Raw genomic sequence first — 17084 nt, 5'->3', positions numbered from 1 at the left:
AGATCAAATGTAGTTAATTAGTTGCATTTATGTTTAAGTTTGCGTGCATTGAGTCACGTTTTGTTCGCTTTGTTTAAGTTTTGTTCGAACGTCATCCGGAAAATTGAAAAGCGTCGAAAAGGACTTGCTTCACAAAAAAGAATCGGTAACATACCCAACATAGAACGGTGAATAGCGCAGCTTGGTCGCGCATCTCTGGGTTTAGGAATAGCGGACCAGAAGAGCTTCTTCTTTCGCTAATCTAAAGTAAAAAATCAATTCAGTGATTAGCACAGCTTTGTAGTGCATCTCTGAGTTTAGGAATAGCGGACCAGAGGAGCTTCTTCTTTCGCTAATCTAAAGTAAAAAATCAATTCGGTGAATAGCGCAGCTTGGTAGCGCATCTGGTTTGGGACCAGAGGGTCGGGGGTTCGAATCCCTCTTCACCGACCATATTTAAGGCCTCAGCCATTGTGCTGGGGCTTTTTCGTTATTGCTTAGCTGGAAAACAAGTTGCTTGTTGGCTTTGATTGCGTTGAATGAGATCAAAACCTTGGTCTTGCAATAACGTTAATACATTATCTTTCCCCACCAAATGAAGTGTCCCCACGACAACGAGATAATGGCCAGATGATGAAGGAAGAAAGTCTGGCGAAATTAGCTTATCTACCCATTGATGATTGCGCTTGGTAATCAGTGAATTTTCCATCTCAGCTGACATCTTCGTCTGTTTTAAAAGCTGTTCTAGCTTTACGCTATCGCCACTTTGCCAGCTTTCGAGCAGACATTCAGTCATGCTGTGTTGGTTTTCCCATTCATCGAGTAGCGCTATCAATAGCTCTTGTCCGTCATTAGGTAAATTCGTTAACACATCGATTTGATATTGTGCGGTCTCTAAAGGAAGCAGCGTTATACCGATTTGCTTGGCTTGACGAATAAAATGTAGGTCAACCCCTTGTTCTGCAGAATAACCCAGCTGATGGAGATGTAAAAACTGCAGTTGTAGTGCGCTACTCCATGGTGGAAGATTGGCCAATCTATCTGTGTTTTGTTTGAGTCGTTGCGCCATATTATCCAACTGACGATATTGTTGTGTGGTCAGTATTTGTTGACTGGTTACGGAAGGGATTGGATAGGTAATAGCCTTCAAATCACTTAGGTCGACTTCAATAATTAAACCATTGCTGGTTGCGAGGCGTTCATACAAAGTGCTCGGCAAGGGGTACATGGATGATTTACCCACATGGATAGACCCAACGATATCAAAAGACAAATTTCCTTTTGTTGCTTGCCAGTAGAGTGGCTCAGCATGAAGGCCTAAGGCGAAAAAAATGGCTAAATAAGAGAGTAATCGAGAATTCAACAAAATAGCGTTCACCTTAAACTTGAGTTAAAGAGATACTCTAGCGTAAATAACATAATCAGAATGACTATAAACTTAAGATCTTAATCACAAATTTACTTTTATTTTTAAGTTGACGATCAGCGATTGCTGCTACGAAAAGTGATCATTATCTCAATAAGTAGATAGGATTATGACATTGATGTGATTGAGATCGCAGTAATCTCGTCAAAATAGAAGTGTCGATTTTGACGTTAACTTTAACCTATTGATAAATAATGATTTTTTATTTTCATAAAACCTAAAATTTGAACGTGATCACTGCTTAGTATGATTAATTTTACGCCGCAAAATAACTCGCGTTATGGTTGGAAGATGAATCATGGCAATCATCGGATAATGCCGTCATCAAGGGAGGAAAAAGAGTTTACTCCTTCCTGTATTTCCAACCGAAAGAAGGTAATTCTATGTTGAACAAGAGTGTAATCGCCATTTCAGTCACCGCAGTATTAGCGGGATGTTCAATGATGGGCACGTCTAATCAAGCGCTAGTCAATTCACTGGCGGGCAATTTGGGTATTCAATATCACGTCGTCACAAACCACGGCGCTAATGACGGCTTGGCTTGTGAAGCTCTCGGTGCAGAATGGGCTTCATGTAATAAGGTTAATATGACGCTTCTTAATCAAGGTGAGGCGATAAAGTCGAAAGACTGGGCTATCTACTTTCACAGTATTCGCTTGATTTTGGATGTGGAGAATGACCAGTTTAAAATTTCTCGCGTGACGGGTGATTTACATAAACTAGAGCCAACAGAGAAATTTGCCGGTTTTGCGGCGGGTGAAGAGGTCGTTTTACCACTCATCGGTGAATATTGGACGCTGTTTGACACTGATTTTATGCCAGGTGCTTTTGTGGTCGCTCCTAATGCAGAGCCTAGGCTTATTGCATCGCTGAATACCGAAGATATTGCTTCGTTTGTGAGCGGTATTGACGGTAATAATTTAAAACGGACTCCAGAAGACAATAACGTTTTTGCCAACGCGATATCGCGTTTTGAGCAGAATGCCGACCTAGCAAAACAAGAGGTTTCCACTACGTTACTCCCAACCCCAATGCTCGTTGAAGCGGGTCAAGGCGTGGTGGATATTGCGGCAGGTATCGCGTTGCCTAAAGAAGCATTCAATGCCACCCAATACAGCGCAATTCAACATCGCGCAGCCGTGATCGGGATAAATGTTCGTGGTGAGCTTCCTGTCAGCGTTACGGTTGTTCCTACAGGTTTCACTGGTGAATTAGCAAAATCAGGGGCTTATGAGTTGACCATCAAAGGCGACGGTATTGTGATTAAAGCGTTTGACCAGGCGGGTGCTTTTTACGCAGTACAATCTATCTTTGGTCTTATCGACAGCCAACAGCCTGATGCTTTACCACAGCTGTTTATTCAAGATGCTCCTCGTTTTGAGTATCGCGGCGTAATGGTTGATGTCGCGCGTAATTTTCATTCCAAACAAGCCATTTTAGCTACGCTAGACCAAATGGCGGCGTACAAGATGAATAAACTTCATCTTCATTTAACCGATGATGAAGGGTGGCGTCTAGAAATCCCCGGTTTGCCAGAATTGACCGAGGTAGGCGCTAAGCGTTGTTTTGATCTGGAAGAGAAGCATTGCTTGTTGCCTCAGCTAGGCTCTGGACCGACATCGGATAACTTTGGCTCTGGTTATTTCAGTAAAGCCGATTATATCGATATTGTTAAGTACGCCAAAGCACGCCATATTGAAGTCATTCCTGAAATTGATATGCCAGCGCACGCTCGCGCAGCGGTGGTTTCAATGGAAGCACGTTACGAGCGACTAATGGCACAAGGTAAGCAAATACAAGCGAATGAATACCGTTTGATGGATCCGCAAGATACTTCAAATGTGACCACGGTTCAGTTCTATGATAAACAAAGCTTCATTAACCCTTGTATGGAATCATCAACGCGCTTTGTCGATAAAGTGATTTCTGAAGTGGCCGCCATGCACATCGAAGCAGGTGCACCGCTAACCACATGGCACTTTGGTGGCGACGAAGCGAAAAACATCAAGCTTGGCGCAGGCTTTCAAGACGTAAACGCTCAAGATAAAGTTGACTGGAAAGGCACGATAGATCTCGCTAAGCAAGATAAGCCATTCGCACAGTCGCCACAATGTCAGATACTGATTGCAGACGGTACCGTGAGTGATTTTGGTCACCTGCCAAGTTTCTTTGCAGAGCAAGTCTCTAAAATTGTCGCTGAGAAAGGCATCCCAAGCTTCCAAGCGTGGCAAGATGGTCTGAAGTACAGTGAAGGTCCAGAAGCTTTCGCCACCACGAATAAACGTGTTAACTTCTGGGACACTCTATATTGGGGCGGCAGCGCATCGGTTTACGAATGGGCCAAACAAGGCTATGACGTGATTGTTTCTAACCCAGATTACGTTTATATGGATATGCCGTATGAAGCCGATCCAAAAGAGCGCGGCTACTATTGGGCTACACGTGCTACCGATACGCGTAAAATGTTCAGTTTCGCACCTGAGAACATGCCACAAAATGCGGAAACTTCACTCGATCGCGACGGGAATGGTTTTACGGGCAAAGGTGAAGTACAAGGCAAACCTTTCTATGGTCTATCGGCACAGCTTTGGTCTGAGACGGTGCGCAATGATGAGCAATATGAGTATATGGTATTCCCTCGCGTATTAGCCGCGGCTGAACGTGCGTGGCACCGAGCTGAGTGGGAAAATGACTACAAAGTAGGGGTTGAGTATTCACAAGACAGCCAACTTGTTAACCAAGCAGCGCTTAACCAAGATTACAACCGCTTTGCCAATGTGCTGGGTCAGCGTGAATTGGCGAAGCTTGAAAAAGCGGGTATCGATTACCGTCTACCAATACCGGGAGCACGTATCGATAATGGCTATTTAGCCATGAATGTTCAATTTCCAGGTGTGAGCCTGCAATATTCATTGGATGGACAGCAATGGTCTGATTTTGATGCTAGCAATCCTCCTCAAGTGAGTGGTGAAGTCGCGCTTCGTTCGACGTCGGCAAGCGGAATGCGATTCAGTCGGGTTACTGTCATAAACGAATGATATACGCTCAAGCCTCTCTATTGAGAGGCTTTTTTATATTCTGAGTGTTTAGCCATCAATCATGATAGCGTACTTTGCTAAAACGAAGGCGGTTAGCATTGGTTACGACAGTAATTGAAGATAAAGCCATTGCGGCACCAGCCACGACCGGACTGAGTAAAAAACCAAATGCCGGATAGAGTATTCCAGCCGCAATTGGGATACCGAGCGTATTATAAATGAAAGCACCAAATAGATTTTGTTGCATATTCTTTAAGGTCGCTTTAGACAGGTCGATGGCATTGACGACGGCTAACGGTGAAGAGTTCAGTAATGTCATTTGTGCGCTTTCTATCGCCACATCACTGCCGCTACCCATTGCGATACCAATATTTGCCTGTGCCAGAGCAGGTGCATCATTGATGCCATCTCCAACCATCGCTACGTGCCGGCCTTGATGCTGTAACTGCTCAATATGCTGCGCCTTTTGTTCAGGTAGGACTTGGGCAATGACTTGATCGATACCTAGTTGCTTGGCGATTGACTCGGCAACACTGTACTGATCGCCAGTCAGCATTACGGTATGAATCCCCATTTGTTGTAGAGCTTTAACGGCTTTGGCTGCGCTGGCTTTGATAGGGTCAGCAATGGCTATCATCCCAATCAACTGGTGATGTCGAGCGATAGCGACGGGAGTCCATGCCTGAACCGCAAAATATTGAATGGTACTTTGCGCAACACTGAGATCGATAGCGAGCTCTTGCATGTAGCTTAATGAGCCTAAATGTACCTTATCACCTTGATAAGACGCTTGAACGCCTTTACCACGCTGATTCTCAAACTGTGCAATATTTGCGGCCGTTCCATTGTACTGCCGTGCGTATTCGCAAATGGCTTTAGCCAGTGGGTGCTCTGAATACTGCTCTAAGCCAAAGGCTAAACTGAGCAATGCCGATTCGTCATCTTCAAAGCTAACGACGTGTTGAACGCTAGGTTTGCCTTGCGTTAACGTGCCCGTTTTATCAAAAACCACAGTATCGATGTTACTGGCTAATTGTAAAACGTTGGCATCACGAATCAGTATGCCCATTTCTGCTGCTTTACCGATACCAACCGTAACGGAAAGTGGGGTCGCCAAACCGAGGGCACAGGGGCAAGCGATGATCAACACGGTGGTTGCGACCACGAGCATATAACTGGCTTTAGGATCTGGACCAAACCAAAACCAGATTGCCGCAGCAATACAGGCTATCACCACCACGATAGGGACAAATACGGCCGAAATTTGGTCGGCCAGTTTGGCAATGGCTGGCTTGCTGCTTTGTGCTTGACGTACCATTTGAATAATACGAGCTAACATGGTTTGTGAACCGATCCCTGTGGCTTCAATTAATAAACTGCCATCTTGATTGATGGTACCTGCGGAAACGGTATTGCCCGGTATTTTATGGGCGGGAATCGGCTCACCAGTCAGCATGGCTTCATCAATATAAGAATCGCCGTCGATCACTACACCATCGACTGGGACTTTTGCTCCGGGTTTAATACGCAGCGTCATACCCTGCTGTATGTGAGCAATAGCCATGACTTGTTCACCTTTATCCGTCACCAAGATGGCTTGTTGTGGCTGTAGATTGATTAAGGCTTGCAGCGATTGGGTGGTTCTTGATTTGGCTTTCGTTTCAATATAATGACCCAGAGAGATAAGACCAATGATCATCGCTGAAGCTTCAAAATAGACATGCCGCGCTGCGGCGGGAAACCATTCAGGAAAGACAACCACTAGCATCGAATAAAACCATGCTGCTCCCGTTCCTAAAGCAACTAAGCTATCCATCGTGGCTCGACGGTGGAGTAGTGCTTGCCAAGCATTGACAAAAAACACACGTCCTGCAGTGGCGAGCATTGCTAAGCATGCCACGCCAATCAGTCCCCAACCTAGTTGATCATAGCGATTATCGATCATCATGCTACCGCCAGCCATCCCCCACAGCATCATCGGGCCACCAAGTACAAGGCCTATCATCGCGTTGCGTTGGTGTAATCGTTGCATCATCGTCAATTGTTGTTGCTGTTTAGCTTGCTGTTCAAGAGGATCATCGACCGATTGAGCTTGATAACCTGCTTGTTTTACTGCGATTAATAACTGCTCAGTGAGTGGTTGCTGACTGAGTACTAATGCACTTTGCTCGGCTAAATTGACTTGTACTTTATTAACACCGGGAAGTGCAGTGAGGGCCTTCTCTACCGAAGCCACACAACTGGCACAAGTCATTCCTTCAATCAATAAATAGGTGCTAATTGTCGCTGATGTCGGTTCGAGGGGGATAGGTTCTTTTGCGCTGTCACCAACGGTTGTTGGCGTCGTAATCGAGGCTTCCTCTTTTGTTAGCGACTGACTTAATGTCGCTTGATAACCTAAAGACTCGATACAGCGCAGCAGATTATCAAGCGAGGTGTCTACATCGAGTTCAATGAATGTGGGCGACAACGAATGGATGTGCAGGGTAAACTCACTGTGTAATTGGCGCTCTAGCTTGCGCGCGCAGCCCATACAGTTTAACCCTGATAAAGATAAAGCGTAATGATGCATTGTTATCTCTCCTGACTGATTGGAAGTAGGATAAACCTTAACCTTAAGGTAAGGTCAAGCGAATGATCATGACTTTTTTGAAGTTTCTTGGGTCTGTGCAGTGGGAGTGATAGAATGGCGCGCAAAATTTCGCTCATGCCAAGCTTTGGCTGAAGTTTATGAAAAAGGTAATCAATAATGACGGTTAAAACTCGTTTTGCTCCAAGCCCAACAGGCTATCTACACGTAGGGGGCGCTCGTACCGCTCTATATTCTTGGCTCTATGCGAAGAGTCAAGGTGGTGAATTTGTTCTACGTATTGAAGATACCGATCTCGAGCGTTCAACTCAAGCGGCAGTCGATGCGATTCTTGAGGGGATGACGTGGCTGGGCCTTGAGTGGGATGAGGGCCCTTACTATCAAACGAAGCGTTTTGACCGTTACAACCAAGTGGTTGAACAGCTATTGGCTGAGAATAAAGCTTATAAGTGTTACGCCTCCAAAGAGCTGCTTGATGAGATTCGTGCCGAGCAAGAATCGAACAAAGAGATGCCTCGTTATGATGCCAATCATCCTAAAATCAAAGCGGTGAATGAAGCTGCAAAAGAGGGCGATCCATGCGTGATTCGTTTCCGAAATCCCAAAGAAGGCAGCGTGATTTTTGATGATAAAATCCGTGGCCGAATTGAAATTCGTAACGATCAACTGGATGATTTAATTATTCGTCGTACCGATGGTTCGCCGACGTATAATTTCTGTGTCGTGGTAGATGACGTCGATATGGGGATTACCCATGTGATTCGCGGTGAAGACCATATCAACAACACGCCTCGTCAGATTAATATTTATCAGGCGATGGGAGCGACGATTCCAACATTTGCTCACTGTGCGATGATTTTGGGCGATGATGGAGCCAAATTATCCAAACGCCATGGTGCGGTGTCGGTGATGCAATATCGTGATGAAGGTTATTTGCCAGAAGCACTGATCAACTATTTAGTGCGTTTAGGATGGGGACATGGCGACCAAGAGATTTTTTCTCGTCAAGAGATGATCGATCTGTTTAGTCTTAATGCCATTTCTAAATCGGCTTCGGCTTTTAATACCGACAAGTTGTTATGGTTGAATAATCACTATATTAAAACCTCAGATCCTGAATACGTCGCTAAACATTTAGAGTGGCATTTTACTCAGCAAGGTATTGATAAGCAGCAAGGTCCAGCCCTATCTGAAGTGGTTAAATTAGTTGGAGAGCGCTGCCATACCTTGGTTGAGCTGGCAGAACAATCGCGTTATTTCTACCAAGATTTCACTGAGTTTGATGCCGATGCCGCGAAAAAACATTTACGCGGTGTTGCCAAAGAGCCACTGGCATTGGCATTAACCAAGATTAACGAATTACCAGAGTGGAGTGTTGACGCGTTGCATCAAGTGATTGCTCAAGTGTGTGAAGAGCTGGCTATTGGTATGGGGAAAATTGGTATGCCACTACGAGTCGCGGTCACCGGTGGTGGGCAATCACCTTCTGTTGATGCGGTTATGCATTTGATTGGTAAAGCGCGTGTAGTACAACGTATTCAAATGGCATTAGATTTTATTGCAGAGCGTGAAGCAAACGCATAACACGATTGAGAATAATCCATAGTGTTGAAACCGCGGCCGATTGAAGCTGCGGTTTTTTTATGGAGCAAGTTTGTTATCAGCGCATTAACGATTATTAACCCCTTTTAATTTGGTTAATCTCTATTTTTTTTGTGTGTTGTTGCTTATTTTTAATTCACATGACATTGGTTTAACATTCTTCAGGTATTATGAATCTGGCGGTTGATAAATGACCTTGGTTAATAGATATTAAACCGTGGGTTACTCAACGGCACCTCTCGATGAGTAATAGATACAGCAGTGGTCCGTTTGGTAACGGAGGCCTTAGCGTTTTGTTATTGGTTAGCTACAATCCGGTTTGGTCATGCTAATGATAATAATTAGTCAAAAGGAAAGGATTATGAAAAAGTTAGTGGCGATGATATCAGCGTCTTTAATGGCGGCGTCTTCTTCTGCAATGGCAGACGTATATTTAGGCGGCAAATTAGGACAAACATGGTTGAATGATTCCTGTCGAGCTGGTGAGGTTTGTGAAGACAGAGATACGAGTATGGGGGCTTTTCTTGGTTACAACCTAAATGAATGGTTAGCCGTGGAAGCGGGTTATGACATGCTTGGCAAATTTACTGGTATCGGATTGGCCGATGATAGAGTGAAAGCGATTACTTTGGCGCCTAAGTTTACTCTTTCTTTATCACCAAGTGTCGGTGCTTATGCTAAGCTCGGTGGTGCTTATGTCGATTATGGTGATGAAAGTGACTACTCGTTTCTTGCTGCTGCTGGTCTAGAATTTAATGTCAGCCCAAATGTTTCCTTACGCACGGAATATCAAGTTTTAACGGATATCAATAACGATCAAACCAGAGCAGAAGCTAACACCGTGTCACTTGGTGTGAGTTACCGTTTTGGTGCCGCAGCCCAACCGACTCAAGTGGTTGAAAGTCGCCCCGTCACGGTGATTGAAGAGGTGATTGTTGTTGAAGAAATCGTAGAAACTGGACCTGTGTTCGTCAATAAAACCTATGACTTCCAACGACTTGATAGCAGCAGTTTTGCTTTTGATAGTGTTAGTTTAAATCAAGAAAGTAAACAGCAACTGACTAAGCTGGTTCGTTTTTTAAATCAATACCCGCAAGCTAAGGTAGTAATTACTGGGCACACTGACGCTACTGGTCCTGCAGCATACAACCAAACGTTATCAGAAAAACGAGCGAAAGCCGTTGCGGATGCGTTAGTTGAGCAGGGTATCCAGCCATCTCGCTTGACTTGGCGAGGAGAAGGGGAGACGAATCCTATCGCTTCTAATAGTACAGCGGAAGGACGTGAGCTTAACCGTCGGGTTGACATCACTATTCCAGAGTTTGATTATCAAGTTAAACAATAATGATGTAGTTGATTAATACAGCAAGAAAGCTCACTTCGGTGAGCTTTCTTATTTTAAGTCGATACTGTTTAAGCGGCCCATAAAGATCAAAATATCAAGGCAATCTTTATAAGCATCCAATAAGGCTTTTTTGGTCTTCGTATAAGCGGCAAGTTTACCGTGTTTACTGATTGAACAAACGACACTTCTAAAGGTACATTCACCTTGCTCATTGTAATCACGCCAGGCGGCGATATAGCAAGCGTCACGATAGTTTGGATTTTCTTTAGTGGGTCTTGGCTTATAAATAATTTTCGGTTCCAGGCTATGTGGCAATCGAGTCATGAGGTACGGATCTTTGAGAATTCGTCGCCAGTGTTTGCCCCACATTTCACGCCCTAGCTCATTACGCAGTTTAATGGCTTTTTTTAAGCCTTTTTCTTCCCCTAAACGGATATAACCGACTGATCGGTGTAACACGGTATCATCGGGAGTGTGGATGTGAACTTTATAAGCCGTTTTCGCTTTTGAGATAAAGCGATGGCCAGTATTCGTTTGGAGATTACTTTTTGTCATGCCGATTACGCTATAGAGTTCTTTGTTAATAATAAGAGTAGGCCAAAAATAATAGAGACAGTCAATTTAGTCTAGAGGAATAAAAAAAAGCTTCATCAACGTCAGGTCAACATTGTGCGAAAAAATGGCAGGGGACAACGAACAATCTTGGCGCTCCCGACTGGAGTCGAACCAGTGGCCTGTCCCTTAGGAGGGGACCGCTCTATCCTACTGAGCTACGGGAGCTTTGATTAATTTGGCGCATTAATTGTATCTCATCAATACGCCAAATTGTGCATTTTTTTGATGGTATTCGCTGATTGAATGACCAGTTAGTCACGAGATTATTCTAAAAATGACACTTGTTTATGCATAACATCACCAATCTGAATGCTTGACGCCAGTTCAGGCTGATCAACCGTCAACTCTGCATTTTTTTCATAGACGCGCGAGACGGTTAAGGTGATATCACTTTGTGACACCTTATTACGAGGCAAACCGTTCTGATCGATAAACGATCCTGTATGCCAAAGTTGTAATTTATCCCCTTCTTTCACGCCATGAATACGACCTAGATCGATACTGACGGTTTGCCCAAATTTGGCGACGACTTCTGGTAAGGTGATTTTACAAGAGATTTCAGATTCGAGATCCAGCATAATGTTCCGGCTCACCCGTAACAACATTTGACCATAGGTAGATGCCCAAAAACGGGCGCTACGAGTATCGACTTGGCTAGTTTTTGCAAACGGCCAGCTCGCAACTTCTCGATAATTTCTTCTCAAGATTTCACTGCCGGTTTTGCCATCAAAGACTTGCATTTCGAGAGCAAACTGACGATTAATAGCATCATCTCGCAAAACCTTCTGTTCAATCGTTGCTGTTAAATCATTAATTACCCCACCGATAATATAGTGAGCCCCGGTATCTTGTGCGATCATTTGTATGCGAGTCGGGTTGCGATGATTGATATCGTAATCAGTGGTTCCAACAGAGACAAAGCTATGAGATTGCTGAGCGATTTGTCTATCGAGGACATCAGCAAAATCATCACCGATGGTGTAAATTTGTCCCATCACCGCTTGTTGTGGCGAAGCAAGATCAATATTGCCGACTAAAAAGGTCTTTTTGTATTGTTCTTTGTGGCAAGCCCTTGCCGATGGATAAATGTCGATACGAGCCGTAACCTTCATGACATTGCCGCGAACCTTACGATTTTCAACGGAGATATAACGAACTTCATGGTTATTAAACAAATATTCCTTTCTATCGGTTTCGAGTAAAGGCATTAAATGACTAATACTACCAATATCTGCCCCGGCAAAATTCACCGCCTTATACAGCGCATCTTCCAGAGCATGCAATCTAGCGACCTCTTCAGAGGAAACGATCGTTGCGGTGCCAGTCACTTCGTACCAAGCGGCATGACTTTTGGTGGCAAAAAAAGCCATGAAAAGCATTGAGATTAAAAAAGAAACATTTTTTTTCATTATTAGTTACCAGTTGGGTATAAATCTTGCTTAGTAAGTGTTAGCTGATGTAGGTGCGCAATTCTGAATCCAAGACAGATTGAGAAAAGCAAAGAGCGTTCCAGTTTTGTCAAAACGGGTGAACGGGACGATAGCCTTAGTATATCTGGAGATGAAGAAAATGAAAAAATGGCTTGGTTTAGTACCGGTAGTCTTTTTGACGGCGTGTGCTTATGCGCCAATTTATAATGGTAAAGAGCCGTATTCTGGCTCACAATTTATGTTGATTGAAAGTCCGCGCCATACGTTGGATTTCTTTATTGATAGTTTGACAGAAGATCTCGTTCAGTCCAATACCAGTGTGACGGCTCGTACCCCGATCGCGGTGACTTCGTTTGTGGATCTACAAGATATGGATACCACCAATTGGTTAGGTAACTCTGTATCTGAAGGATTAATTCATCAGTTCCAGCGTCGCGGCTTTAAAGTAGTAGATTTTAAAACCACAGGGACAATTCAAGTCACTCGTCAAGGTGACTTTGCTTTTAGTCGAGACTGGAAAGATTTGGCTCAAGAGCAAGAAATTCAATACGTATTAACGGGTACTATGCTCCGTCAAGAAGGGGGGGTATTGGTTAATGCTCGAGTGGTTGGTATGCAATCGAGAATCGTGGTTGCGACTGCCCAAGGTTTCTTGCCGGCTGATCGCATTGGACGTGACTTAGATACTTTGAATACCATTCGTACGCAAGACGGTGTACTTATTCGTTCTGATCCGACAATGACTCGTCCATACAGTGTTATCTTGCGCCCTTAGGAGAATATGATGAGATCACCATTACTTTTTTTTCTGACCATCGTCATATTGCTCAGCGGTTGCCAGCCATTGCAGGCGATGCGTGAAGATGATTGGTTGACGGCAGTCGGTTATGCCAGCATCAGTGAACAACGAGGCCGTGATGATGAGGAAAAGCAAGTGCGAGCAATGCGTGCTTCTAAAATAGATGCTTACCGTGAATTAGCAGAACAAGTTTATGGTATGCGAGTTAGTGGCCGAGCCGATTTACATGATCAACGTTTAGGTACTGAACTGACCTCAGGTGCGGTGGATGGTGTGATTCGAGGTGCAGAAGTGGTTCGCAGTTATAAAGTTGGCGATAGCTATGTAACTGAACTGCGGTTAGATATCCGTAAAATGGATCGATTACGCAGTTATGGCGAAGTTCAGCAGGTCCCAGAAAAACGTCAGCAAACCTTATTTTAACTCTTTTCTTTCTCCAGAATATACGAAAGTGGCTGCAAATGCTGTGGCCGCTTTTTTTATGCTGCGGGTTTGAGTTGGCAAGCTATCAGTGACTTTAGAATAGTGGCGAGTAAAAAATGGTAGGTAAAAACGGCACGGGGATCATCAAGCTTTAAGGTTGGTGCCTAAGGTAGAAACGGTATGAGTTTGACCTGTCGCATTATAAGTCATGCCAATTTTGCCGTGACTTTGCTGCATCAAATTATTCAGCTTATTAAAACTGACTTGTGCTCTTGCCAGTGCTTCACCATTCACTAGGTTGGCTTGCTGACAATCGTGAATAATCGAACGAATTTGAGTCATTGTACTATGTAAATATTCATCTTCCGTGAGCTGATTAAGATGGGGATGACTCGCGATACGTTGATCGGTTTGCTGTAATCGATTGATTAAGGCTATCTTTTGTTTCGCTGTTGATTCTATATCAGTAGAAACACGGCTGGTAATGGCTATTTTTTCTTGTTCCAATACCACTGAAAGCTCTTGGGCATTTTTCAATTGGAATGCAACTAAATCGTTTAATGCTGCCATAAATCAACCACCTTAACGAACGGGTTTGATTGGAAAGTCGGTTGATGGTTAAAAACCACCCAACTCTTTCTCAAACTTAATCATATTATCTGCGAGCTTTTCAGCATCAACGACATAGGAACCATTCGCTATGGCTTCTTTTATTGCCGCTACTTTTGCCGTATCAAAGCTGGGTGTTGCGGCCATCTCACTGTGCATTTCACCAATGGCTTTGCCTTGGGTACTGAGTGATACCGCATCTTGTTGAGATGATTGTGAGCGAGCGGCACTCGATGTTGATGATGCTGCTGTATTTGTGTCTGAACGAGCAGGTGAACGATTCGTTGTAACCAACGATTGACCTGAGCGTATGTTATCAATACCTGCCATAAACGAGCCTTTAAAATTGATCTATAGGTACCGTCATATCGACGGAGAGAGAGAAAACTTTAGTGCTTTGTTTACTCATCGATAAAAAAATGATCGTAAAGGGATTAAAATTGTACGGTAACTTCCCCCATTCCGCTCACTTGTGCATCTATTATACGGTTTGAACGATCATTTTTCACTTTTATCTGCTCTCCTAGGTTACCATCAGAGAGAGCGGTGCCTCTAGTTGTGATATTCATCCCGTTACTAACGGCTCTGATCAACACGCTTTCATTTCGACAAACGACACAAATATCATTACGATTGATCACGTCACCCAATTGTAAGTTTCTTTTCGTTTTTGCTCCAATTACCATATCTTGTGAGGAAAATCCTTGCCGTCGAAAGCGAAGCAGATCTACCATACTAAGAGTAATATCATTTTGCGTAATCGTTTGTCCTCTGGATAAAGCATTAAGAGCCGTCACCATAGGAACGGTCATCGTCAGCCTCACGGGAACATAAATTCGCCAGTTATCTGCTGGGCATTCAACCAATACAGTGATATTACTAGCAGAGCCGCTATAAGATGAGGACGATGTCTGTAGCTCATTAGGACAATCGGTAGCAAAGATCCGAGGATCAATGTTGGCCGCATTGACGACCAATTCACCGCCTATCGGCTTATCGACGGTGTTGATGACATGACTTTCGGCTGCTCGCTGAATCTGTTCGATTTGCTCTGGCGTTGCAGAAAAAACCGAGAGACTAAAGAAAAATAATAAAAAGCCGATAGAGTTATAAAAAAAGTGGTAGAACCCTCTACACTTAGTTGGGGAATGGGAAAATAAACGGGTCTTCGAATTCATAGTTCGTTTCTCTGATTTCTTCATAGCCTGATTTAGACTACCACTTTTTTCCTATAAAAGTTTGAGATGGAGATGAGCTTATGACGGGTATTCTTGATTCTGTGAATCAGCGTACGCAACTTGTTGGTCAAAACCGACTAGAATTATTGACTTTCCGTCTTAACGGGCGTCAACGTTATGGTATTAACGTATTTAAGGTTAAAGAGGTTCTGCAATGCCCGAAGCTCACTGCCATGCCAAACTTACATCGCTTAGTTAAAGGTGTTGCTCATATCCGTGGCCAAACGGTCTCTGTGATCGATCTTAGCTTAGCCGTTGGGGGCCGTCCAACGGTTGATATTGATAAAAGCTTTGTAGTTATCGCCGAGTTTAACCGTTCGATTCAAGCTTTTTTAGTTAGCTCCGTTGAGCGAATCATCAATATGCGTTGGGAAGCGATATTGCCACCACCTGAAGCGGCAGGTAAAGGCAATTACCTCACAGCCGTCACCAATATCGATAATGAGTTGGTTGAAATTCTTGATGTAGAAAAAATCCTCGCTGAAATCGCCCCGGTCAACGAAATTATGAATGCATCGATTGGGGAAGATATTGCTCATGCTGAGCAAGAAAAACCGATTGTACGCCGAATTCTTATTGCTGATGACTCAAGTGTGGCACGCAAACAGGTGCAAAGAGCGATTGAGTCAATTGGTTTTGAGTGTATTCTCACCAAAGACGGCAAAGATGCTTATGAAAAACTATTAAGTATGGCTGAAGAGGGCAGTATCTATGAGCAAATCTGTTTAGTGATTTCGGATATTGAAATGCCTGAGATGGACGGCTATACCTTAACTGCAGAGATTCGACGTCATAATGAATTAAAAAATTTATATGTTATTCTCCATTCGTCACTGAGTGGGGTATTTAACCAAGCAATGGTTGAAAGGGTCGGTGCCAACTCTTTCATCGCTAAATTCAATCCCGATGAGCTTGGCAACGCGGTGAAAGCTGCGCTAGTAGAATAAAGAGAACTACATGACTGCTATTACTATCAGCGATCAAGAGTATCGCGATTTTTGTCGGTTTTTAGAGTCTCAGTGCGGTATCGTGCTGGGCGACAGTAAACAATACCTAGTGAGAAGTCGTCTTAGTCCACTGGTCAATAAGTTTAAGCTCAGCTCATTGTCTGATCTGTTGCGCGATGTTGTGACGGGCAGAAATCGTGAATTGCGAGTCGCTGCGGTCGATGCAATGACCACGAACGAAACCTTGTGGTTTCGAGATTCATACCCTTTCACGGTGTTGGCTGAACGTTTATTGCCTGAAGTTGCGAAAAGCAAAAGACCGATTAAAATCTGGTCTGCGGCGAGCTCTTCAGGTCAAGAACCTTACTCGATGGCGATGACGGTCTTAGAGGTTCAGCAAAAGCGCCCGGGTATGCTTCCGAGTGTGGCGATAACGGCGACCGATATTTCCAGCAGCATGCTAGATATGTGTCGATCAGGAATTTACGATAATCTAGCACTCGGCAGAGGGTTGTCGCCAGAGCGTCGTCGGGCTTTCTTTGAAGAAAACGGTGATGGACGAATGAGAGTCAAAGATAACGTAAAAAAATTGGTTAACTTTCGGCCTCAAAACTTAATGGAAAGTTACGCCCTTTTGGGTAAGTTCGATATTATTTTTTGTCGTAATGTACTGATCTACTTTGCACCGGATATGAAATCAAAAGTACTGAATCAGATGGCGAGTAGTTTAAATCCTGGTGGCTATTTATTGCTCGGAGCTTCAGAGTCATTGACTGGGCTGACGGATCGTTTTGATATGGTTCGCTGTAATCCCGGTATTATTTATAAGCTAAAATAAACACAACAGATTGATTCTGGTAAACCCGGCAGTATGCCGGGTTTTGTTTATCATTAAGCTCAATATGGCTAAATTCTTGCTTTAACCTAAAGTCGTATCATTGGCCTTTTCTTTTAGCAGCATGTTCTATGATAGTAAGACAGACTAAAGTACCCCAGCGTGTGATGAACCACTAATTTCCTAAAGCATCTAAAACTTGGTACGT

Annotated in this window: 14 protein-coding genes and 2 tRNA genes; 8 read left to right on the top strand and 8 right to left on the bottom strand. The window is 43.8% G+C overall.

Annotated elements, in window-relative coordinates; genetic code table 11:
* Positions 1-355 precede the first annotated feature (355 nt).
* Positions 356-432: transfer RNA gene (locus FKQ60_RS11690), tRNA-Pro, on the top strand.
* Between the two features lie 37 nt (positions 433-469).
* Here FKQ60_RS11690 and FKQ60_RS11685 read toward each other — a convergent pair.
* Complete coding sequence (locus FKQ60_RS11685) at positions 470-1345, bottom strand: TraB/GumN family protein (protein ID WP_170906540.1); 876 nt, start codon at positions 1343-1345, stop codon at positions 470-472.
* 443 nt (positions 1346-1788) lie between these two features.
* Here FKQ60_RS11685 and FKQ60_RS11680 point away from each other — a divergent pair, with 443 nt between their 5' ends.
* Positions 1789-4443, top strand: coding sequence for a beta-N-acetylhexosaminidase (locus FKQ60_RS11680; RefSeq protein WP_170906539.1), 2655 nt, complete (start codon positions 1789-1791; stop codon positions 4441-4443).
* A gap of 55 nt (positions 4444-4498) precedes the next feature.
* Here FKQ60_RS11680 and FKQ60_RS11675 read toward each other — a convergent pair whose 3' ends face one another.
* Positions 4499-7015, bottom strand: coding sequence for a heavy metal translocating P-type ATPase (locus FKQ60_RS11675; RefSeq protein ID WP_170906538.1), 2517 nt, complete (start codon positions 7013-7015; stop codon positions 4499-4501).
* Positions 7016-7192: 177 nt separating this feature from the next.
* Here FKQ60_RS11675 and gltX point away from each other — a divergent pair, with 177 nt between their 5' ends.
* The gene (gltX, locus tag FKQ60_RS11670; protein ID WP_154170383.1) at positions 7193-8617 is read left to right on the top strand and encodes a glutamate--tRNA ligase; all 1425 of its coding nucleotides are present in this window, start codon (positions 7193-7195) and stop codon (positions 8615-8617) included.
* 379 nt (positions 8618-8996) lie between these two features.
* The gene (locus FKQ60_RS11665; RefSeq protein ID WP_154170385.1) at positions 8997-9980 is read left to right on the top strand and encodes an OmpA family protein; all 984 of its coding nucleotides are present in this window, start codon (positions 8997-8999) and stop codon (positions 9978-9980) included.
* A gap of 48 nt (positions 9981-10028) precedes the next feature.
* On the opposite strand, the gene FKQ60_RS11660 is transcribed toward FKQ60_RS11665, so the two are convergent.
* From FKQ60_RS11660 to FKQ60_RS11650, 3 genes are all read right to left on the bottom strand, one after another.
* Positions 10029-10535 (bottom strand): hypothetical protein, encoded by a 507-nt coding sequence (locus tag FKQ60_RS11660; protein WP_004394700.1) that lies wholly within the window; start codon positions 10533-10535, stop codon positions 10029-10031.
* Positions 10536-10683: 148 nt separating this feature from the next.
* A tRNA-Arg gene (locus FKQ60_RS11655) sits at positions 10684-10760 on the bottom strand.
* Between the two features lie 98 nt (positions 10761-10858).
* The gene (locus tag FKQ60_RS11650; protein ID WP_170906537.1) at positions 10859-12004 is read right to left on the bottom strand and encodes a flagellar assembly protein FlgT; all 1146 of its coding nucleotides are present in this window, start codon (positions 12002-12004) and stop codon (positions 10859-10861) included.
* A gap of 160 nt (positions 12005-12164) precedes the next feature.
* On the opposite strand from FKQ60_RS11650, the gene FKQ60_RS11645 reads away from it, so the two are divergent.
* Positions 12165-12800 carry a FlgO family outer membrane protein gene (locus FKQ60_RS11645; protein WP_004394702.1) on the top strand — a complete coding sequence of 212 codons (636 nt, stop codon included), beginning with the start codon at positions 12165-12167 and terminating at the stop codon, positions 12798-12800.
* Between the two features lie 9 nt (positions 12801-12809).
* The gene (gene flgP, locus FKQ60_RS11640) at positions 12810-13247 is read left to right on the top strand and encodes a flagellar assembly lipoprotein FlgP (RefSeq protein WP_040904104.1); all 438 of its coding nucleotides are present in this window, start codon (positions 12810-12812) and stop codon (positions 13245-13247) included.
* Positions 13248-13391: 144 nt separating this feature from the next.
* On the opposite strand, the gene flgN is transcribed toward flgP, so the two are convergent.
* From flgN to flgA, 3 genes are all read right to left on the bottom strand, one after another.
* On the bottom strand, positions 13392-13817 hold the full coding sequence (gene flgN, locus FKQ60_RS11635) for a flagellar export chaperone FlgN (RefSeq protein WP_161438695.1): 426 nt from the start codon (positions 13815-13817) through the stop codon (positions 13392-13394).
* Positions 13818-13865: 48 nt separating this feature from the next.
* Entirely contained in the window at positions 13866-14186 is a 321-nt protein-coding gene (gene flgM / locus FKQ60_RS11630; RefSeq protein ID WP_158138791.1) for a flagellar biosynthesis anti-sigma factor FlgM, read from the bottom strand.
* Between the two features lie 104 nt (positions 14187-14290).
* Positions 14291-15058, bottom strand: coding sequence for a flagellar basal body P-ring formation chaperone FlgA (gene flgA, locus FKQ60_RS11625; protein ID WP_170906536.1), 768 nt, complete (start codon positions 15056-15058; stop codon positions 14291-14293).
* A gap of 56 nt (positions 15059-15114) precedes the next feature.
* Here flgA and FKQ60_RS11620 point away from each other — a divergent pair, with 56 nt between their 5' ends.
* Positions 15115-16041, top strand: coding sequence for a chemotaxis protein CheV (locus FKQ60_RS11620; RefSeq protein WP_158138789.1), 927 nt, complete (start codon positions 15115-15117; stop codon positions 16039-16041).
* A gap of 10 nt (positions 16042-16051) precedes the next feature.
* Positions 16052-16879 (top strand): protein-glutamate O-methyltransferase, encoded by an 828-nt coding sequence (locus tag FKQ60_RS11615; protein WP_170905384.1) that lies wholly within the window; start codon positions 16052-16054, stop codon positions 16877-16879.
* The last annotated feature ends 205 nt before the right edge of the window (positions 16880-17084 follow it).

The organism is Vibrio sp. A11, assembly GCF_013048705.1.
Taxonomy (GTDB): Bacteria; Pseudomonadota; Gammaproteobacteria; order Enterobacterales; family Vibrionaceae; genus Vibrio; species Vibrio metschnikovii.
Note: the sequence above shows the minus strand (reverse complement) of the source record. Positions and strands in the feature narration are given on the sequence as shown.

Excerpts from the sequence above, each read along its gene's own strand:
- FKQ60_RS11680 (WP_170906539.1), top strand. The coding sequence starts at position 1,789 with ATGTTGAACAAGAGTGTAATCGCCATTTCAGTCACCGCAGTATTAGCG.
- FKQ60_RS11675 (WP_170906538.1), bottom strand. The coding sequence starts at position 7,015 with ATGCATCATTACGCTTTATCTTTATCAGGGTTAAACTGTATGGGCTGC.
- gltX (WP_154170383.1), top strand. The coding sequence starts at position 7,193 with ATGACGGTTAAAACTCGTTTTGCTCCAAGCCCAACAGGCTATCTACAC.
- FKQ60_RS11665 (WP_154170385.1), top strand. The coding sequence starts at position 8,997 with ATGAAAAAGTTAGTGGCGATGATATCAGCGTCTTTAATGGCGGCGTCT.
- FKQ60_RS11660 (WP_004394700.1), bottom strand. The coding sequence starts at position 10,535 with ATGACAAAAAGTAATCTCCAAACGAATACTGGCCATCGCTTTATCTCA.
- FKQ60_RS11650 (WP_170906537.1), bottom strand. The coding sequence starts at position 12,004 with ATGAAAAAAAATGTTTCTTTTTTAATCTCAATGCTTTTCATGGCTTTT.
- FKQ60_RS11645 (WP_004394702.1), top strand. The coding sequence starts at position 12,165 with ATGAAAAAATGGCTTGGTTTAGTACCGGTAGTCTTTTTGACGGCGTGT.
- flgP (WP_040904104.1), top strand. The coding sequence starts at position 12,810 with ATGAGATCACCATTACTTTTTTTTCTGACCATCGTCATATTGCTCAGC.
- flgN (WP_161438695.1), bottom strand. The coding sequence starts at position 13,817 with ATGGCAGCATTAAACGATTTAGTTGCATTCCAATTGAAAAATGCCCAA.
- flgM (WP_158138791.1), bottom strand. The coding sequence starts at position 14,186 with ATGGCAGGTATTGATAACATACGCTCAGGTCAATCGTTGGTTACAACG.
- flgA (WP_170906536.1), bottom strand. The coding sequence starts at position 15,058 with ATGAAGAAATCAGAGAAACGAACTATGAATTCGAAGACCCGTTTATTT.
- FKQ60_RS11620 (WP_158138789.1), top strand. The coding sequence starts at position 15,115 with ATGACGGGTATTCTTGATTCTGTGAATCAGCGTACGCAACTTGTTGGT.
- FKQ60_RS11615 (WP_170905384.1), top strand. The coding sequence starts at position 16,052 with ATGACTGCTATTACTATCAGCGATCAAGAGTATCGCGATTTTTGTCGG.